This is a genomic window from Haemophilus paracuniculus, from assembly GCF_002015115.1.
In the GTDB taxonomy this organism is placed as follows: Bacteria; Pseudomonadota; Gammaproteobacteria; order Enterobacterales; family Pasteurellaceae; genus Haemophilus_E; species Haemophilus_E paracuniculus.
The window spans coordinates 118,294-137,074 of the sequence record NZ_MUYA01000004.1 but is presented as its reverse complement, the minus strand read 5'-3'; the positions used below and the strand labels follow the sequence as shown (position 1 = coordinate 137,074).

22 protein-coding genes and 3 tRNA genes are annotated in these 18,781 nt (G+C 45.3%); 4 read left to right on the top strand and 21 right to left on the bottom strand.

Annotated features, from left to right (window positions below; translation table 11 throughout):
* Position 1 precedes the first annotated feature (1 nt).
* Complete coding sequence (gene ygfZ / locus B0187_RS03245; protein WP_078236423.1) at positions 2 to 862, bottom strand: CAF17-like 4Fe-4S cluster assembly/insertion protein YgfZ; 861 nt, start codon at positions 860 to 862, stop codon at positions 2 to 4.
* A 175-nt stretch (positions 863 to 1,037) separates the two neighbouring features.
* Between ygfZ and asd the strand changes: the two genes are divergently transcribed.
* Positions 1,038 to 2,153, top strand: coding sequence for an aspartate-semialdehyde dehydrogenase (gene asd / locus B0187_RS03240; RefSeq protein ID WP_078236422.1), 1,116 nt, complete (start codon positions 1,038 to 1,040; stop codon positions 2,151 to 2,153).
* 64 nt (positions 2,154 to 2,217) lie between these two features.
* Here the strand turns inward: asd and B0187_RS03235 are convergent, their stop codons facing one another.
* The 6 genes from B0187_RS03235 to dusB all read right to left on the bottom strand — a co-directional run bounded on the left by B0187_RS03235 (position 2,218) and on the right by dusB (position 5,401).
* Positions 2,218 to 3,516 (bottom strand): NAD(P)/FAD-dependent oxidoreductase, encoded by a 1,299-nt coding sequence (locus B0187_RS03235; RefSeq protein WP_078236421.1) that lies wholly within the window; start codon positions 3,514 to 3,516, stop codon positions 2,218 to 2,220.
* A gap of 38 nt (positions 3,517 to 3,554) precedes the next feature.
* Positions 3,555 to 3,631: transfer RNA gene (locus B0187_RS03230), tRNA-Arg, on the bottom strand.
* A gap of 61 nt (positions 3,632 to 3,692) precedes the next feature.
* A tRNA-Arg gene (locus B0187_RS03225) sits at positions 3,693 to 3,769 on the bottom strand.
* A 13-nt stretch (positions 3,770 to 3,782) separates the two neighbouring features.
* Positions 3,783 to 3,877 (bottom strand) — tRNA-Ser (locus B0187_RS03220).
* A 252-nt stretch (positions 3,878 to 4,129) separates the two neighbouring features.
* Positions 4,130 to 4,423: a DNA-binding transcriptional regulator Fis gene (fis, locus tag B0187_RS03215; protein ID WP_078236420.1), complete on the bottom strand. Its 294-nt coding sequence runs from the start codon at positions 4,421 to 4,423 to the stop codon at positions 4,130 to 4,132.
* Positions 4,424 to 4,438: 15 nt separating this feature from the next.
* Positions 4,439 to 5,401, bottom strand: coding sequence for a tRNA dihydrouridine synthase DusB (dusB, locus tag B0187_RS03210; protein ID WP_078236419.1), 963 nt, complete (start codon positions 5,399 to 5,401; stop codon positions 4,439 to 4,441).
* A 327-nt stretch (positions 5,402 to 5,728) separates the two neighbouring features.
* On the opposite strand from dusB, the gene argH reads away from it, so the two are divergent.
* Entirely contained in the window at positions 5,729 to 7,108 is a 1,380-nt protein-coding gene (gene argH / locus B0187_RS03205) for an argininosuccinate lyase (RefSeq protein ID WP_078236418.1), read from the top strand.
* A 186-nt stretch (positions 7,109 to 7,294) separates the two neighbouring features.
* Here argH and rpoD read toward each other — a convergent pair whose 3' ends face one another.
* The 3 genes from rpoD to rpsU form a co-directional block, all read right to left on the bottom strand.
* Positions 7,295 to 9,160: an RNA polymerase sigma factor RpoD gene (gene rpoD, locus B0187_RS03200; protein ID WP_078236417.1), complete on the bottom strand. Its 1,866-nt coding sequence runs from the start codon at positions 9,158 to 9,160 to the stop codon at positions 7,295 to 7,297.
* Positions 9,161 to 9,259: 99 nt separating this feature from the next.
* Positions 9,260 to 10,999, bottom strand: a complete 1,740-nt coding sequence (gene dnaG / locus B0187_RS03195) for a DNA primase (protein WP_078236416.1) — start codon at positions 10,997 to 10,999, stop codon at positions 9,260 to 9,262.
* A gap of 163 nt (positions 11,000 to 11,162) precedes the next feature.
* On the bottom strand, positions 11,163 to 11,378 hold the full coding sequence (gene rpsU / locus B0187_RS03190; RefSeq protein ID WP_005598703.1) for a 30S ribosomal protein S21: 216 nt from the start codon (positions 11,376 to 11,378) through the stop codon (positions 11,163 to 11,165).
* A 209-nt stretch (positions 11,379 to 11,587) separates the two neighbouring features.
* Here rpsU and erpA point away from each other — a divergent pair, with 209 nt between their 5' ends.
* Positions 11,588 to 11,929, top strand: a complete 342-nt coding sequence (gene erpA, locus B0187_RS03185; RefSeq protein ID WP_078236415.1) for an iron-sulfur cluster insertion protein ErpA — start codon at positions 11,588 to 11,590, stop codon at positions 11,927 to 11,929.
* A 37-nt stretch (positions 11,930 to 11,966) separates the two neighbouring features.
* Here the strand turns inward: erpA and yggU are convergent, their stop codons facing one another.
* The 6 genes from yggU to B0187_RS03155 all read right to left on the bottom strand — a co-directional run bounded on the left by yggU (position 11,967) and on the right by B0187_RS03155 (position 14,624).
* Positions 11,967 to 12,260 (bottom strand): DUF167 family protein YggU, encoded by a 294-nt coding sequence (gene yggU / locus B0187_RS03180; protein ID WP_078236414.1) that lies wholly within the window; start codon positions 12,258 to 12,260, stop codon positions 11,967 to 11,969.
* Positions 12,260 to 12,805 carry a YggT family protein gene (locus B0187_RS03175; protein ID WP_245797001.1) on the bottom strand — a complete coding sequence of 182 codons (546 nt, stop codon included), beginning with the start codon at positions 12,803 to 12,805 and terminating at the stop codon, positions 12,260 to 12,262. Before B0187_RS03175 ends, yggU begins: the two co-directional genes overlap by 1 nt.
* Positions 12,806 to 12,951: 146 nt before the next feature.
* A complete protein-coding gene (locus B0187_RS03170) occupies positions 12,952 to 13,419 on the bottom strand; it encodes a hypothetical protein (RefSeq protein WP_158078220.1) in 468 nt (155 codons plus the stop codon).
* A gap of 121 nt (positions 13,420 to 13,540) precedes the next feature.
* Positions 13,541 to 13,789, bottom strand: coding sequence for a hypothetical protein (locus B0187_RS03165; RefSeq protein WP_078236412.1), 249 nt, complete (start codon positions 13,787 to 13,789; stop codon positions 13,541 to 13,543).
* Positions 13,790 to 13,839: 50 nt separating this feature from the next.
* On the bottom strand, positions 13,840 to 14,103 hold the full coding sequence (locus tag B0187_RS03160) for a hypothetical protein (RefSeq protein ID WP_078236411.1): 264 nt from the start codon (positions 14,101 to 14,103) through the stop codon (positions 13,840 to 13,842).
* Between the two features lie 8 nt (positions 14,104 to 14,111).
* Positions 14,112 to 14,624: a hypothetical protein gene (locus B0187_RS03155; protein WP_078236410.1), complete on the bottom strand. Its 513-nt coding sequence runs from the start codon at positions 14,622 to 14,624 to the stop codon at positions 14,112 to 14,114.
* Between the two features lie 109 nt (positions 14,625 to 14,733).
* Here B0187_RS03155 and B0187_RS03150 point away from each other — a divergent pair, with 109 nt between their 5' ends.
* Positions 14,734 to 15,102, top strand: coding sequence for a helix-turn-helix domain-containing protein (locus B0187_RS03150; protein WP_078236409.1), 369 nt, complete (start codon positions 14,734 to 14,736; stop codon positions 15,100 to 15,102).
* A 47-nt stretch (positions 15,103 to 15,149) separates the two neighbouring features.
* Here the strand turns inward: B0187_RS03150 and B0187_RS03145 are convergent, their stop codons facing one another.
* The 5 genes from B0187_RS03145 to B0187_RS03125 form a co-directional block, all read right to left on the bottom strand.
* Positions 15,150 to 15,491 (bottom strand): YggL family protein, encoded by a 342-nt coding sequence (locus tag B0187_RS03145; protein WP_078236408.1) that lies wholly within the window; start codon positions 15,489 to 15,491, stop codon positions 15,150 to 15,152.
* A gap of 20 nt (positions 15,492 to 15,511) precedes the next feature.
* Positions 15,512 to 15,976: a CreA family protein gene (locus B0187_RS03140; protein ID WP_078236407.1), complete on the bottom strand. Its 465-nt coding sequence runs from the start codon at positions 15,974 to 15,976 to the stop codon at positions 15,512 to 15,514.
* Positions 15,973 to 16,734, bottom strand: coding sequence for a tRNA (guanosine(46)-N7)-methyltransferase TrmB (trmB, locus tag B0187_RS03135; protein WP_078236406.1), 762 nt, complete (start codon positions 16,732 to 16,734; stop codon positions 15,973 to 15,975). Before trmB ends, B0187_RS03140 begins: the two co-directional genes overlap by 4 nt.
* Positions 16,735 to 16,962: 228 nt before the next feature.
* The gene (locus tag B0187_RS03130; protein ID WP_078236405.1) at positions 16,963 to 17,916 is read right to left on the bottom strand and encodes a beta-ketoacyl-ACP synthase III; all 954 of its coding nucleotides are present in this window, start codon (positions 17,914 to 17,916) and stop codon (positions 16,963 to 16,965) included.
* Positions 17,917 to 18,139: 223 nt separating this feature from the next.
* Complete coding sequence (locus B0187_RS03125; RefSeq protein ID WP_078236404.1) at positions 18,140 to 18,769, bottom strand: MBL fold metallo-hydrolase; 630 nt, start codon at positions 18,767 to 18,769, stop codon at positions 18,140 to 18,142.
* Positions 18,770 to 18,781 lie beyond the last annotated feature (12 nt).

Below are 18,781 nucleotides of genomic sequence, written 5' to 3'. Positions count from 1 at the left end.
TTTATGGCTCTAACGCATACGGCAACGGATAAACCACTAAATCCACCCCATTAACGCGGAATTTGGCGGTGGTTTCGGTTTCTTTGTTTAGCACCACTTGTAGCCAGAGGCGGTTTTCGGCGTGGATCGCCTGCAAGATTGTGCCAGTTTGTTTCCAGTTTTCGCCGAGTTGTAATTCGACTGCACCGCCGATTTCAGGCAAATTCGGTTGGGTTGAGCAGTCGCCAACTAGCGTGAACATTGCCCGTTTATTTGCCCCGCGATATTTGGCACGAGCCACGGTTTCCTGCCCGATGTAGCAGCCTTTGGTAAAGGAAATCGCCTGTTCGAGCATTTGTAAATTGACGGCTTGTGGGATCAATTCAAATTGGTTCGCTTTCAATAAAATCGGCTCGCCTTGTTGGATTTCGAGCAAGTCCCATTGGCTTGGTTCGCCGTTGGTTTCAGGCTGAATATCGCCCCAAAACAGGTAGCGAGTGGGCGTGCCTGCGAGGGTTAAAATGGTGGCTTGATCCTTAAAATTTTCCGCAATCTGACCGCTTGTCGTGCCGAAAATCGGCTGAGCTAACTCGCTAAAACTCACTTTGGAAAAGACCGCATATTTTTTGAGCTGCGTAAGGGCTTCGGGCAGTAAATCTTGACGGATAATCGCAAAAAATTGTTCCGCCGAGTGGCGATAAAGGCGGAATAAGGCACTCATTTTGCCTTTCGGATCGCAATGTGCCGTGAGGGTGTGTTGTTGCTCGCTGAGTTTGCTCACATCGCAAGTGAGCTGCCCTTGTAGATATTTTTCCGCGTCCGCCCCTGCGATTTCAATCAATTTATATTGTGAGAGGGCGACACAAAGATTTTCGGTTGTCATACTGTTCCTTGCTGTTTTTAGGGTTATTTTGCTGCTAAATATACACGATCTTTGGCAAAATTTATCTTATATCAGAATAAATTGATCTTTTTTCTCAAAAGACGTTGATTTTCCTAGCAAGATTTAGTATTTATCTCAACTTTCAAACACAACTTCATTCTATTAGGAGCAACAAATGCAAAACGTAGGTTTTATCGGTTGGCGTGGTATGGTGGGTTCGGTCTTGATGGATCGTATGCAACAAGAAAACGACTTCGCCAACATTAACCCAATCTTCTTCACCACTTCACAAGCGGGTCAAAAAGCCCCAACTTTCGCCGGCAAAGATGCAGGCACACTTAAAAATGCGTTCGACATTGAAGAATTACAAAAACTCGACATCATCGTAACCTGTCAAGGCGGCGACTACACCAACGAAGTCTATCCAAAACTCAAAGCGACAGGCTGGAACGGCTACTGGATCGATGCGGCTTCGGCGTTGCGTATGCAAGACGATGCAATCATCGTGTTAGACCCTGTAAACCAACACGTTATCAGCGAGGGCTTGAAAAACGGTATCAAAACCTTCGTGGGTGGCAACTGCACCGTGAGCCTAATGTTAATGGCAATCGGTGGCTTGTTCGAGAAAGATTTGGTGGAATGGGTTTCAGTGGCGACCTATCAAGCTGCTTCGGGGGCGGGTGCGAAAAATATGCGTGAATTGCTGGTGCAAATGGGTCAATTAGAAGATTCCGTGAAAGCGGAATTGGCTGATCCTGCCTCATCAATTTTAGAGATCGAACGCAAAGTAACCGCAAAAATGCGTGCGGACGATTTCCCAACCGACAACTTCGGTGCGGCATTGGGTGGTAGCTTGATCCCGTGGATCGACAAATTATTACCAGAAACAGGGCAAACCAAAGAAGAGTGGAAAGGCTACGCTGAAACCAACAAAATCCTCGGTTTGAGCGACAACCCAATCCCAGTGGACGGCTTGTGCGTGCGTATCGGTGCATTGCGTTGCCACAGCCAAGCGTTCACGATCAAGCTCAAAAAAGATTTACCATTAGCGGAAATCGAGCAAATCATCGCCGCCCACAACGAATGGGTGAAAGTGATTCCAAACGACAAAGAAACCACCTTGCGTGAACTCACCCCTGCCAAAGTAACTGGCACATTGAGCGTACCAGTCGGACGTTTACGCAAACTCGCAATGGGTGGCGAATACCTCGCAGCATTCACCGTGGGCGACCAATTATTGTGGGGTGCGGCAGAGCCAGTGCGTAGAATTTTGGTACAATTAACTAAATAAGAATTCCTTTATAAAAAATCGCCCTAAATACTTAGGGCGATTTTTTGCTACTTCAATTTATCCTTTAACGATATTTATCCAAAAACCGATAATAAGGCACGCCGATTTTGAGGGCGAGTTTTTTGAGCCATTTGCCGCCGTATAGGGTGGGGACTTTGAGGCTTTCAAAAATGGCGAGGCGTTGGTCGTTGCCGATGATGGCTTCGCAGATGATTCGCCCTGCCAAGCCTGTGAGGGCAACGCCGTGGCCTGAGAAGCCTTGGGCGAAGTAGATGTTCGGTTTTACCCGTCCGAAGTGGGGGGTGGCGTTGAGGGTCATATCAATCGGGCCGCCCCAGCCGTAGTCGATTTTAGCGTTTTCAAGTTGAGGGAAAACGGCGAGCATTTCCGACCGCATTTTGGCGATCATATCCACATTGGTGCTGGAATCGCTGCCGAACAGCAGGCGGTTGTCGGCGGAAAGGCGGTAGTAGTCGAGCATAATGTTGTTGTCGCACACCGACATTCCGTTGTTAATCACACTGTCTGCGGTTTTTTGATCGAGGGGTTCGGTGGCGATAATAAAACTTTCCACGGGCAAAATTTTTCGCTCAATCCCAAAGGTGATTTTCTTGGAAAGAGCGTCAATGTAGGCGTTGGTGGCAAGCACCACATTTTCGGCGGTAACGGTAAAATTTTTGCCTGAAACCACCGCTTGCGTGCCACTTTTTTGCTCAATTTCTAACGCAGGCGACTGCTCATAAATCTGCACACCGAGATCAGCACAGGCTCTTGCCAGCCCCAAGCAGTAGTTGAGGGGGTGCAAATGCCCAGAATGGCTGTCGTATAAGCCGCCCACATAAAGCTCGCTGCCGAGGTGCTGTTGTAGCTGTTTCTTATCCCAAAGTTGCATCTGGGTGTAGCCAAAACGCTCGCGACTGGTTTGCTCAATCGCAATCAAATCGTCCATTCGGCGGTGGTTGAGTGCCACGGTGGCGTAGCCCTTTTTCCAGTCGCATTGAATGCCATATTTGGCGACACGTTCGTCAATAATATCAATCGCCTCTAACGACATCTGCCAAAGCTGTTGGGCTTTCTGCTCGCCGACCTGCTCGACATATTCATCAATGCCGTCTTCAAAGCCGTTGATTGCCTGTCCGCCGTTACGCCCAGATGCCCCAAAGCCCACTCTTGCCCCGTCTAACACGATAACGCTTTTGCCCTGTTCGGCAAGTTCTAAGGCGGTGGAAAGCCCTAAAAAGCCCGCCCCAATTACGCAAACATCGGCGGATTGCGAGCCGTTTAGCGGTGGAAATTCAAGGGTAAATTGGCGAGAATCGGCGTAATAGGAATTAACATGTTCTTGATATGCAAAAGTCAGCATAAAATTAACTGGAAAGATTAAAGGAATTTGCTTTGAAATGGCGCACCCGAGAGGATTCGAACCTCTGACCGCTCGGTTCGTAGCCGAGTACTCTATCCAGCTGAGCTACGGGTGCGTATTTGAATTGTGAGGAATTTAGTTTATCAGCGACCATTTTATTTAGAGTAGTAACAAAATGGCGCACCCGAGAGGATTCGAACCTCTGACCGCTCGGTTCGTAGCCGAGTACTCTATCCAGCTGAGCTACGGGTGCGTGATAAAGTAAATGGCGGTGAGAGAGGGATTCGAACCCTCGATAGAGCTTTTTAACCCTATACTCCCTTAGCAGGGGAGCGCCTTCAGCCTGCTCGGCCATCTCACCACTCACTTGGTTTGTGGGCGTGCATATTACTAGGATTTGAAAATATGTCAAACGCTTTTTCTAAAAAATCTGAAATAATTGCACGTTTGGCGAGTTATTCGGCAAAATGGCGACAAATTAGGTCTCTTTTGGCGGATTTACAAGCGGTAGGATTTTCCAAAATCTTACCCCTTGCAATTTGCTGATTGAACAAATTTTCCGCAAATAACAAAAAACCCCGCCGTAGCGAGGTCTGAAAATCAGGATTGAGGTTTAGCCCATACCGTATTTTTTTAATTTTTTGCGTAATGTGCCACGGTTGATACCGAGCATTGTGGCGGCACGGGTTTGGTTACCGCGGGTGTATTGCATTACCATATCTAACATTGGGTGTTCGATTTCAGATAATACTAATTCGTATAATTCTGTCGGATCTTCACCGTTAAGCTGTGCTAAATAGTTTTTTAATGCCGCTTTTACATTGTCTCGAAGTGGTTTTACAACTTCTTGCGATTGTGCATTTAACATTTTTACCGTTAAAGGGTTATTTGTAGGTTGTTCTAACATTGTCCTCTATCCAACTTATAAGAGAGTTTTAATCAAATCTTCTAACGCATTGAGTTGAGCCGAAGTGGAATCCAACGCATTAAAAGTACGTCTAAAATGTGAATTGGGCATTAACTGTTCAACATACCAACCAACGTGTTTGCGAGCGATACGGAAGCCTTTTTCTTCACCGTAGAAGTGATGTAAGTCTTCGATATGCTTAAACATCAGTTGGCACTTTTGTTCAAGTGTTGGCGTTGAAACGTGCTGGTGTTCAACAAAATTGACTACTTCTTGAAAAAGCCAAGGTCGTCCGAAACTGCCTCGACCGATCATTACCGCATCAGCCTTTGTGTAATCCAACACAAATTTTGCCTTTTCTGCCGAAGTAATATCACCATTAGCAATAATTGGGATTGAAACCGCTTGTTTGACGGCTTTGATACTGTCGTATTCCGCCTCGCCCTCAAAAAGACAACTGCGGGTGCGACCGTGAATCGTCAAAGCAGAAATGCCCGCTTTTTCAGCGATTTGAGCAATTTCTACGCAATTTCGATTGTCCTGATCCCAGCCTGTTCTAATTTTTAATGTTACAGGAACATCAACCGCATTCACCACCGCATCTAAAATGCGAGCGACCAAATCTGGCTCACGCAAAAGGGCAGATCCTGCCATTTTTTTGTTCACCTTTTTGGCGGGACAGCCCATATTGATATCAATCATCTCTGCCCCATACGCCACATTCACTTTGGCGGCTTCTGCCATTTCTGTTGGATCAGATCCTGCAATTTGCACCGCATTGATCCCGATTTCGTGATGATGTGCAAGACGTAATCGAGATTTTTCCGTGTGCCAAACATCAGGATTGGTGGACATCATCTCAGAAAAAGTCAAACCTGCCCCTAGCTGACTGCATAAACGGCGAAATGGCTGATCGGTAATCCCAGCCATCGGTGCGAGGAAAATACGGTTTTTCAGTTCATATTGTCCGATTCGCATTGTTTACCTTCGCTGTTGCAAATTTAACCCGAGAATTTCCCAAATAAAAAGTACGGCAAGCCGTACTTTCAAACCTTTTCTCAGCATCGCTGATTTAAGGGTGCGTATAATACGCATTTTTTCCTAGTTTGGGAAGTCTAATTTTTCGGCAATTTTTAAAATTTTTAGCCGAGCCAATGATCTTAGTCAAATTTGCTGAAATTTGCTAAACTAGCGGTCAGATTGTAAATAATTATTGAATTATTTTGCATAATTATGCAAAATAATCGCCATTAACGGGCGGGCTGAACCGCCTTTTCTTATTTTTCGTTACAAGGATAATCAACTATGGCACTTTGGGGCGGGCGTTTTACGCAAGAAGCAGACGCAAAATTCAAATATTTTAACGATTCACTTCGTTTCGACTACCGTTTAGCGTTGCAAGATATTGACGGCTCAATCGGTTGGGCGAAAGCGATCACTTCGGTGGGGATTTTAACCGAAGCGGAACATCAACAATTAGTCGCCGCCCTCAAAGAATTGCGTGCGGAGATCGAGCCAAATTTAGCCATTATTCTGCGTGATGATGCGGAAGATATTCATAGCTGGGTCGAATCCAAATTGATCGAAAAAGTGGGCGATCTCGGCAAAAAATTGCACACGGGGCGTAGCCGTAACGACCAAGTGGCGGTAGATATGAAAATGTGGTGCAAGGCTCAAACCCTTGCGTTGCAAGAGCGAATCCGCAATTTACAGGGCAAATTGGTGGAAGTGGCGGAACAAAACCAAACCGCAGTAATGCCGGGCTACACCCACTTGCAACGGGCTCAACCCGTTACTTTCGCCCATTGGTGTATGGCATATTATGAAATGCTCGACCGTGATTACAGCCGTTTAACCGATGCATTCAAACGAATGAAAACCTGCCCGCTCGGTTCGGGGGCGTTGGCTGGCACGGCGTATCCTATGGATCGTGATGCCTTAGCCGTGGATCTCGGCTTTGCCACCGCCACCCGCAACAGTCTAGACAGCGTTTCCGACCGCGATCACGTGTTAGAATTGCTTTCCGCCGCCTCAATCAGTATGGTGCATTTATCCCGCTTTGCCGAAGATTTAATTTTCTTCAACAGCGGCGAATCGGCATTTTTGGATCTCTCGGATCGCGTAACTTCGGGTTCATCGCTAATGCCACAAAAGAAAAACCCTGATGCCTGCGAACTGATCCGCGGCAAAACAGGGCGTGTATTTGGGGCGTTGAGCGGTTTATTAACCACCCTCAAAGGCTTACCGCTTGCTTACAACAAAGATATGCAAGAGGACAAGGAAGGCATTTTTGACGCAATGGAAACGTGGCAAGCCTGCTTGGAAATCGGGGCGTTGGTGCTAGAAGATATTCAAGTGCATACCGACCGCACCCGCGAAGCCGCCCAACAAGGCTACTCAAATGCGACCGAACTTGCCGACTACCTTGTGGCGAAAGGGATTCCATTCCGTGAAGCCCACCACATTGTCGGCGAAGCGGTGGTTTACGGCATCCGCCAACGCAAACCGTTGGAAGATTTAACCATCGCCGAATATCAACAATTCCACCCAAGCATCGCCGAGGACGTTTATCCAATCCTATCCCTTGAATCCTGCCTCGAAAAACGCAGTGCCAAAGGCGGCGTCAACCCACAACGCGTAGCAGAAGCGATTGCTGCTGCGAAAGCGAAGTTGGAAAATAGTTAAGGAAAAGAAAAATGCAAGCGGTGGGATAAGTGAAATTTCACAAAATCCCACCGCTTACAAGGCAAAAAAATCAGGGCGGATGTTATATCCGCCCTTTTTTATTGCAAATAACATTATTAAGTAAATGGAGATCTAGGCATAATATCATTAAAAAAGCGGGCTAACTGCCCGCTTGTTCTCTTTCATTTAGTCGTCTAAGAAACTGCGTAAGGTTTCTGAACGGCTTGGGTGGCGTAGTTTGCGTAACGCTTTGGCTTCGATTTGGCGGATACGCTCGCGGGTTACGTCAAACTGTTTGCCGACTTCTTCGAGGGTGTGGTCGGTGTTCATATCAATGCCGAAACGCATACGCAACACTTTTGCCTCACGCGGGGTTAAGCCCTCTAACACCTCTTTGGTGGCGAGGCGTAGGCTTTCGGCGGTGGCGGAATCTAATGGCAATTCAAGGGTTTCGTCTTGAATGAAATCGCCTAAATGTGAATCATCATCATCGCCCACTGGGGTTTCCATTGAGATCGGCTCTTTGGCGATTTTCAACACTTTGCGGATTTTATCCTCTGGCATTCCCATACGTTCTGCGAGTTCCTCTGGGGTCGCATCACGCCCCATTTCTTGCAAGCATTGGCGAGAAATGCGGTTGAGTTTGTTGATCGTTTCGATCATATGCACAGGGATTCGAATCGTGCGAGCCTGATCCGCAATCGAACGGGTGATCGCTTGGCGAATCCACCAGGTTGCGTAAGTTGAGAATTTGTAACCACGGCGGTATTCAAATTTATCCACCGCTTTCATCAAGCCGATGTTGCCCTCTTGAATCAAATCGAGGAACTGCAAGCCACGGTTGGTGTATTTTTTCGCAATCGAAATCACCAAACGCAAGTTGGCTTCCACCATATCTTTTTTGGCTAAACGTGCTTTTCTCTGACCACTTGAAATACGGCCACCGATTTCACGGATTTGGGTAATGGTTAAGCCAGAATTTTCTTCAAGCTTTTGCAAGTTAATGATATGTACTTGAATTTTATCAACATAGTTGGCAAGTTTCGGTGCTCCACCTTTTTTAGCGTTGATCGCTTTTTCGATCCACTCTTGGCTGGTCTCGTGTCCTTGGAAGGCTTTCAAAAATGCTGCTTTCGACATTTTCGCCTTGTTAACTGCATAGTCTTGAATTTGACGCTCTTCCGCACGCACCTGTTTCATCATTTTTTGCATTGATTCTACAAGTAGATCGAACTGTTTCGGCACTAAGCGGAATTCACGGAACACATCGGATAACGCTTGAATTTGCTTTTTCGATTTGGCACTGCTGCGACCATATTTTTGGATCGCTTGTAACGCTTTTTCGTGTTGAGCTTTTAAGGCGTAGAATTTTTCACGGGCAAGCTCTGGGTCGATGCTGTTATCATCGCTCGCATCGCCACCGCCCTCGCTTTCTTCATCTTCGCTTTCATCGGCTTCTGGCAGATCTGCTTCGCCTTCGGCATCTTCGTCTAAATGTGGTTCATCATCTTTCGCTTCTTCTTCCTGTGCATTCGGATCAACGAAAGCGGTAACGAGATCAGACAAACGCATTGTGCCGTCTTCCACTTGATCATAGGCAACAATAAGCCCGCTCAACGCTTCGGGATATTCCGCAATCGCACATTGCACTTCGTTGATCCCTTCTTCGATGCGTTTGGCGATTTCGATCTCGCCATCACGAGTCAAGAGTTCCACTGTCCCCATTTCACGCATATACATACGCACAGGGTCAGTAGTTCTGCCGAGTTCCGATTCCACCGTAGAAAGCACTTTGGTGGCTTCTTCCACCACATCTTCATCGGCGATATTTTCTGCCAACATCAATTCATCGGTATCGGGGGCGGTTTCAAGCACCTGAATCCCCATATCGTTGATCATTTGGATAATATCTTCGAGCTGATCCGCATCAACCAACTCTTCGGGCAAGTGGTCGTGAACCTCTGAAATCAAGAGGTAGCCCTGCTCTCGCCCCTGAGCAATCAGAAGTTGTAGCTGAGATTGTTGTTCTAATTGTTGATCAATTTGTTCCATAATGTTATCCGTTGTTATGCGAGCAAAAATAGTGGCAGATTATACCACTTTGTTCGTTAAAGGTTGCAAAAATTTGTGAGAATCTGACCCCTTGCGATCCTATTGGGCGATCAGCAAAGCGAGTTCTTGCTTTTCGTCCGCCGATAAACCGCCCGTGCGATCCTTGGCGATCAGCTCTTCGATCCGCCGTTCCACCAATTTGGCGTAAAGAAATTCAAGGGTTTCCAGAAAGGTGCTTTCCACATTTTCAGGGGCAACAAGATGATCCCACTTCGCCAAAATTTCAAGGGTGCGATAAATTTCCTGCCCTCGCCACTGTTCCAGCAACACGCCCATTGAAATGCCCGTTTTGGCTCGGCAGACTTCCACCAATTCACAAAACAGATCAAACCCTGGTTCATTCAGGCTTCGCAACGGCGAAATATCGGGAACGTGTTGCACCAATTCAGGATTTTGTAGTAACAATCCCACCAGCAATCGCATTGGGGTGCGTTTGATTTGCTGTTTTTCCGCTTTGGGTTGAACGTGTTGAGCGTTGGGCAACAAGGCTTCCAGTTGGGCGGGATCTAAAATACCGAGTTTTTGCCCCAAAATGTTGCGTAAATAGACCCGTAGCATTTCGCCAGGGATTCGCTTGATCAACGGAATCGCAAGGCTGGCGAGTTTCGATTTGCCCTCTTTGCTAGATAGATCCACTTGGGCGAGCAGGCTCTCAAACAGAAAATCACTCAACGATAACGCCTGTTCGAGATATTGCTCAAAGCCCTGTTTGCCCTGCGAACGAACGAAAGTGTCGGGATCTTCCCCGTCTGGCAAGAAAATAAATTTGAGCTGCCGCCCATCGTGCAAGAATGGCAGGGCATTTTCCAACGCTCGCCACGCCGCTTCTCGCCCTGCTCGGTCGCCGTCATAGCAGCAGATCACCTGCTCGGTGCAGCGGAACATTAGCTGAATTTGCTCGCCCGTGGTTGCCGTGCCAAGGGACGCCACCGCATTGTCGATCCCAAATTGGGCTAACGCCACCACGTCCATATAGCCTTCCACCACGAACAAAAAGTCAGGATTTTCATTCTGTTGCAAGGCTTGATACAAGCCGTAAAGCTCGCTGCCCTTGTGATAGGTGGCGCTTTCGGGGGAATTGAGGTATTTCGGCTTTTCATCGGGGCTAGTAACCCGCCCACCAAAGGCGATCACTCGTCCGCGTTTATCCCGAATTGGGAACATCACACGGTGGCGAAAGCGGTCGTAAATTGAGCCACGATCATTGCGGGAAAGCATTCCCGTCTCAAATAATTTCTGGATTTCTTCTTGATTGCGACCAAATTGACGCAGAACACTGTCCATTGAATTGGGGGCAAAGCCGATTTCAAACCGCTCAATAATTTCAGGGGATAAACCACGCTGCTGCAAATAGGCTTGGCTATCGGGATTTTGGGCGAGTTGTTGCTGATAGAATTTCGCCACTTGGTCGAGCAATTCATACAACGTCCGCCGTGTTTTAAGGCTGGCGTGAGGTTTGCCGTCTCGTTGCGGATTGTTCTCACGCGGCACTTCCAAGCCGTGAAAAGCGGCTAATTCTTCCACCGCTTCCACAAATTCTAGCTTGTCAAATTCCATTAAAAAGCCAATAGCGTTGCCGTGTGCACCACAACCAAAACAGTGGTAAAACTGTTTGCTTTGGCTGACGGTGAACGAGGGGCTTTTTTCGTGATGAAACGGGCAACAGGCTTGATAATCACGCCCCGCTTTTTTGAGCTTAACCCTTGAATCAATTAAGCTAACAATGTCGGTGCGAGCAACAAGATCATCAATAAACGAACGTGGAATTATTCCTTTCATTTTGCCCTCGTTTGCGTGTGGTTGGTCGGCAAGAAGCGTTGCAAGCGGTAAGATTTGACAAAATTTTTAAAAATCCGACCGCTTGTGTGAGCGTTAAAAACAGTAAAACCGTGATTCCAAAATGGTTTCACGGTTTTAGCAAAATTAACTCAAAAAGAGAAAATTAGTATAAACGTGTATTACGTGCATTCTCACGAGCATTACGTTTAGCGTGGCGTTTTGCTAATGACGCTTTCTCACGTTTACGAATAGTAGTTGGTTTTTCGTAGAATTCACGAGCACGAACTTCTGCTAATAAACCTGCTTTTTCGCAAGAGCGTTTGAAACGACGTAATGCAACGTCAAATGATTCATTTTCACGAACTTTAATTACTGGCATAAGCCATCACCTCAGAAAATATATGGTTAAATAAAATCGCCTACATCGGCGACATAGAACTAAAAAAGGTGCGGTATTCTAGCCCAAACAATCGGCAAAGTAAAGGGCAATTTATGCAGAAAAAGCGAAGATTTTTCCGCTCTTTGGTTGCTTGCAAAGTAAGATTGTTAGATAATGCCACACTTTCAAAAATTGATATAAAGCAAAAAATGAGTGATATTCAAATTCCGTTGATCTTTACCGACAACGCTGCCAAAAAAGTTAAATCGCTAATTGAGGGCGAAGATAACCCAAATTTACGCTTGCGGGTTTACATCACGGGCGGCGGTTGTAGCGGTTTTCAATATGGCTTTACCTTTGACGATAAAGTGAACGAGGGCGATTTAACCATTGAAAATCAAAACGTTGGTTTGGTGGTTGATCCGATGAGTTTGCAATATCTGATCGGGGCAACGGTGGACTACACCGAAGGTTTGGAAGGCTCGCGTTTTGTGGTCAATAATCCCAACGCCAGCTCAACTTGCGGCTGCGGTTCATCATTTAGCGTTTAAAACTCAATCAAAAAGGGCGTTCATCACGCCCTCTTTTTTACCTCAAATTTTCAATTTCCGCAGGAATTTGCTTTGGCTCTGGCACAAAAATTTGCTTATGCCGTTGCAACTCGCCTTTTTCCAACACAATACTACTTTTCGGCACTTTAAATAGCTTGCTCAAAAATTTGAGCAAATGGGCATTCGCCTGCCCATCAACGGGCGGGGCGGTGATCGCAATTTTCAGCTCGTTATCGTGCAAGCCAACGATCTGATCTCGGCTTGCCTTCGGCTGTAAAAAAATCCGCAGACGAAGCCCCTGCGGATTTTGGCAAAATTCGACCGCTTGCATTAGGCAACGATCCACAACATTCCGAACGCTTGGGTCAGCAAGCTATTCAAAATGTAAAGGATAAACACCAGCACCATTACCGAAAAATCTAACATTCCCGTTCTCGGCAACACTCGGCGAATCAGCCCCAGCACGGGTTCGGTGATTTGAGCCACCGTGTAATCAAGGGGGTGATTGCCCTGCGTTACCCAGCTCATCAAGGCACGGATCAGGGTGGTGAAAAACAGAATTTGCCCGAAAGTTTTCAACAAACTCAACAAGCCCACCAACACCGCACTCGGCACACCCCAGCCAAATAAAATAAACTGCAACGCCACCAGCCCAGCCGCCAGTAATAACGCTGCCACATTGATATTTTTAATGGTGGGAATAAATTTACTCAACGGATTCACCAACGGCGAAGTGAGGCGTAGCAAGGTTTGTGAAATCGGCAAATTGGCATCGACACGGCAAAACTGCAACCACGTCCGCAGCACCAGCACAAAACTAAAAAAGCTGATCACCACGCTCAACAACATAAAAAGCACATTATTTACACTATCCATTTTGGTTTCTCTTATGTAAAAATTGGGCGGTCAGTATATAAGGAAAGGGATTATGGGACAAGATCGTTCCTCACAGCCTTACTTTGCAAGGGGTGGGATTTTGTGAAATTTCCAAAAAAATAAAGGACGCGTTGCGTCCTTATAATTTACCAAAAATCGTGGCGTTCACATAAATTAGGTAAGATATTTCGGATAAACCACCTCATCACAAAAAAGGTCAAAAGCATATTCAATAAAAATGCACCACCCATTTTTTTATTAAATGAACTTTGTCGCTCATATTTATGTTTTTTCCTTGCCCCGACAAAAACAAATCCACCACAAAAGAAAAGGATAATTGCCAAAATATTCAAACAAAATGTGGCAGGAATCGTAATCAAAAATATGATTGAAAAGAGCATTTTTGCACACCAACTTTGTAGCGTAGCAAATAATGCTCTATTCGCAATAATACTAATGATTAAACTCAGAAACATTGCGATACCAAGACTTAATGCTAAATAGAGATGCCCATTATACAATTTAAACATTTTGAAAAAATTACTGAAATTAGTTTCTCTATCGGCAGTTATAGATGCTAAAAAAACGGGAAAGAGAATAACAATCGCAGGCATTAAACTTAATGAAAAATCACAGTAATTATAAAAAACCGTGATTTTTCCAGAATTTCCTCTAATTATTCCTATCAATGAAAATAATAAGAATAATATAGGAATGGCATATAAATATTGAGAACTAATTGAGACCATATTTTTTCAATACTTTGCTGAAATAGTTTCTTTGAGATTCACAAAACGCACTCAATCCACCCTCTGCATTCTGTGATTCATCAATCTTCTGATTGATGTTCATTTGAGTATTACGACTAATCTCAACAGCTTCATTATCCGTTTGTGAACATTTATTTTTCTTCGCATAATCTTGGAATTTTAAAGAGAAATCAGATTGATCACTATTAATCAAATTCGGACATGCAGAACGCATAGCATTAAAATATCCTTCATCTTTCCAAATTTGTGTGCATTGTTTATCCGTTAATTTTGCACCATTTTAGGTTTATCATCCTTCTTAAATATTGAATCCATATTATTGTAAAGATAATAACCACCTGCACATAAAAGAAGAAAAAGAAATCCAAAAAAGGCATCTCTATTACTAGTATCCTTTTCTTCTGGCAATTGTATAGAAACACCAGACATCAATTCTTGACGCAATGCTAAAAATTCTAATGCAGAAATTTTACCTTGTTCACGAAGTTTAATTAAACGTTCAAGTTCTCTGGTTGTGGATCTTGCCATTTTTCCCCCTATTCATTTTCTTCAATGATTAAATTACCCGACCGCCATTGGCTACCATTCCAAGACATAACATCGGGTAAATTTAATGTAGTGGCTAATCGGTTTTTGCGTGGTTGCTTATTGGGTTTAAACCAACAATTTAATACCGTTCCTTCCCTCGGCACAAAAATGGTATTTTTTTCATTTAATGCGGGTTGCATAAAATAAGTGAGCAATCTTTCAGGCTCTTTCAAATAGGCTTTATATGCCCCTTGATGTGAGGGATAAGGCGTGGAAATCACTTGCCCCAGCCAAATTTCCAGCTCTCTCGTGATAAGCGGTAATTTATGGTGAAATTTAAAGCGTGAAGCGTAAGATTGTTCAGAAATGCCACAATAGAGAATTTCACTTTCGCTACGACTGCCCTTCAACTTGCCCGTGGCAAAATATAACCCTGACTGATATTTCCATTCCGCATTTTCTAAGATTTCATCAAGCTGAAATGGTCCGAACCAGTGAATTAAAGTAAATGGATGTTGCAAAATCAATCCTTAACTAAACAATTATGAATAAATGTACTATAACAGATATTTTTAAAAGAGTAAAACAGCAACAAAATAGCAATAAAAGATAGCTAAAAAGGTTTGAGCAATGTCGAAACTCTCGGTAACGGAAACAGATAGATTGATTGGAAAGCGAATCCAACAGCGAAGAAAAGAGCTGGGGTTTAGTGCGGCGGAACTATCTGAACAAATCGGCATTGCCCAGCAGCAACTTTCTCGCTATGAACGAGGGGAAAATAAGATCAATGTGGCTCATTTGGTGGAAATCGCCACGGTGCTGAATACGGAAATTGGTTGGTTTTTTATTGATTGCCTGTCAGATCTTCGGTTGGATAATCAGCAAAAATTTATCCCCGTGTCCGAAGATAGCATTCGCAATCGCCTAGTCGCCCACCTCGACCGTTTAAGTGCCGATAAGAAAAGAGGTTTGTTGGTTTTTCTGGAAACGGTTTTATAGCTTGAATAACAAAAAACCACCTTGCGGTGGTTTTCTTTTTAGTTCAATTAAGCGGTCGGAAAATCCCACCAAATATCGAATAATTCGCTGATTTCGATTTGGGTTAAGCCGTTAGTTTCGAGCCAGTTTTGCACTAATTGGCGGTGATTTTCATCACATTTGCCGATTTTTTCTAAGCACACCAAGCCTTCCCAATGTAGGTAGCCGTTGCCCTCGTAGGCAAGGCCGTGCGGTTTGATCACTTCATCAATAAAGCGATCCACCACGCTGTCGATTTGGTCGATGCCCGTGCCTTCTTTGAATTGCCATTTCACGAGGAAGCCGAGTTCTTGGAATTCCGCAAGGTGCATTTTTTTGCGTTGTCTGCGGTTGCGTTGAGGTTGAGCCATTTTTTACTCCTTAGTTGAGGTTATTTAAACGTGATTGGCACGACAGTAATCGCATTTTTCGGGCTGCCGTCCACTAATTTGTCGCTGTAAGTCAAATAGACCAAGGCGTTGTTTTGGGCGTCTTTAAAACGCACCACTTGCATTGTTTTGAAGAACAGATCCGAGCGTTTTTTCCACACTTGCTCTTTTTGAGGCAATTTGTCGAACATTGCTTTGTCCACCGCCCCGTTTGGTACGCAATGAATCGAAGCGTCTGAACTATCGGTCGCCACCCCGATTGCCCCTTTCAAACCGCCTGTTTTGGCGTAGGAAATGTAGCACGCCACCTGCGGCACTTTTTCATCGTTGAACGTGGCGATCTCAATTCGATCGTCTTTGCCGAGTAGCTTGAAGTTGGTATCGACCGAGCCGATCACACGCGTATCACTCGCCATTGCGACCGAGCTACAAGCGGTCAGAAACGCAAAAATTTTTACCCATTTCATAATGTTTCCCCTTTTCTGATGAAATAGAGATCCCACACGCCGTGTCCGAGCTTCTGCCCGCGTTCTTCAAACTTGGTCAGCGGACGAAAATCAGGGCGAAGGATATAATCGTTAGTCGGCGAAGTATTGTGCAATTTATCCGCAAATTGTTGTAGCACTTCCAGCATATGTTCCGCATAATTTTGCCAATCGGTCGCAAAATGAATAAAGCCATTTTCGCCTAATTTTTCAAGGACTTGCGTAATAAATGCAGGCTGCACGATACGGCGTTTATGGTGCTTCGCTTTTTGCCACGGATCGGGAAAATAGAGTTGTAACCCGCCCAACGAGCCATTGGCAACGCTATCTCGCAAAATTTCAGTGGCATCGTGGCAGATCACTCGCAGATTTTTCACGCCTTTCTCTTTGGCGTAAGCGATACACGCCCCCACGCCAGGGGTATGCACTTCAATCCCGATGTAGTTGCGGTCGGGATTTTGTTCTGCCATTTCCACCAGCGAACGCCCCATTCCAAAGCCGATTTCCAAAATAACAGGGTTATCATTGCCAAAAATTGCTTTAAAATCAAAGGGTTGATTTTGATAATCCAACCCCATTGTCGCCCAGTTATCATTCATCATATCACGCTGATAATCACTCAACCGCCCCGTGCGTAACACAAAGCTACGCACCTTGCGAAGATAACGCCCATCGGCAGTAAATTCCGCCCGTTCAACGGTTTTGCGTTTCTGATCCGCGAAAGTTTTTTGTTGTTCCATTTTATTTTTAAATTACTGTATTTTATTTTGAAAATGTTTTTGTGCTTTTATTGGAATATATTTATTTCGCCCCCTTCGGTTTCGCTTTGCTCAACCACTTCCCCCGCAAGCGGGGGCAGATCTTGCCCTTCAATCATTATAGGATCTTCCCCCGTTTACGGGGGAAGTACCCTACGCAGTAGGGGAAGGGGGCAATAATACAAAAATTTTAAAAAATCCTACCGCTTGTTAGAACCTTACCAACGCCGATCCCCAAGTTAGACCGCCGCCAAAGGCTTCGAGTAGAATGAGTTGTCCGCGTTGAATGCGTCCATCTCGCACTGCTTCGTCTAAGGCGGTTGGGATACTGCCTGCGGACGTGTTGCCGTGGCGGTCTAGGGTTACGACTACTTGCGACATATCCATATCCAGTTTTTTCGCCGTGGCAGAAATAATGCGTAAATTAGCTTGGTGCGGCACGAGCCAGTCGATTTGGGATTTGTCCAAATTGTTCGCGGTCAAGGTTTCTTCCACCACATTGGCAAGCTCACGCACCGCAATTTTGAACGTCGCATTGCCTTGCATTTCGAGGTAGGCTGGGTCGGCATCGGTGGCTCGGCTCATATTTTTGAGGGTCAAGACTTCGGCGTTCTCGCTGGTGGCGTGTAGGTGGGTGGATAAAATCCCTGCCTCGTTTGAGGCTTCCAAAATCACCGCCCCTGCCCCATCGCCGAACAGAATGATCGTGCCACGATCTTCGGGATCGAGGGTGCGAGAAAAGAGATCCGCCCCGATCACGAGGGCTTTTTTCACTTTACCCGTGCGGACGAATTGATCCGCCACGCTTAACGCATAAACAAAGCCCGAACAAGCCGCTGCCACGTCAAAAGCGATCGCATCTTGAATGCCAAGCAAGCCCTGCACTTGGCAGGCGGTGCTTGGGAAGGCGTGGCTGGCACTGGTGGTGGCAACAATCACGAGGTCGATTTCATTCACATCCATCGGCGACATCGCAAAACATTGCTTCGCCGCCTCGTATGCCATTGTCGCAACGGTTTCGTTCTCGTCTGCGATACGGCGTTCTTTAATCCCCGTGCGTTCGGTAATCCACTCGTCTGACGTTTCCACCATTTTTTCGAGATCCGCATTTGTCCGCACCTTCGCTGGCAAATAGCTTCCCGTGGCTAAAATTTTGCTGTACATATTTATTCTCTAAAATCAAAAAATGAGGGCATTATACCTTAAAATTCGGCAAGTTGGCGGAAGAAATCAAACCAGTTAGATCATACTGAATACAAGGGGTGGGATTTTGGAAAATATTACCGATCTATCGGAACTGGAACTTTTACACAATACGTATATTAACGTTTAATAAAAAATGGCCTAAAAATAATCAATCTTTAGGCCCATTATTTATATTTCAATACTATTTTAGGAATGGGTTACTTTGTTTTTCTTGCCCGATGGTGGTGTGAGCACCGTGTCCAGGGATAATGATGAAATCATCGTCTAAATCAAACATTTTAGTGCGGATTGTGTCGATCAGTTGCTCATAATCGCCCATATACAGATCAGTACGACCGATGCTGTTTTGGAATAACACATCGCCGCTAAATACGATTTTGTTGGCAAAATCAAAGAAACCGATATGCCCTGGGGCGTGTCCTGGTAGGTGGCGAATATCAAAAGTTAATTCGCCCACTTCAACTTTATCGCCCTCATTTAACCATTGGTCAGGTAGAAAGGCTTTGACAGGCGGTAAGCCAAATTGTTGACACGTTTCGGGTAAACGCTCAAACAGTGGTTTGTCGGCTAGATGTGAACCAACCACCGGTACTTTGAAATGATCTCGAACCTGTTCCACCGCCATAATGTGGTCAAGGTGAGCGTGGGTAATCAAGAGTTTTTGTAGATTTAGCCCTTGCGATTCCACAAATTGGATAATTTGTTGGGCGTTATCGCCTGCATCAATAATCGCCGCATTCTTGTGCTGATCCCAAATGATCGAGCAATTTTGCTGAAAAGGGCTAACGGGAATAATCTGTAAATTAAACATTATCCGACCGCT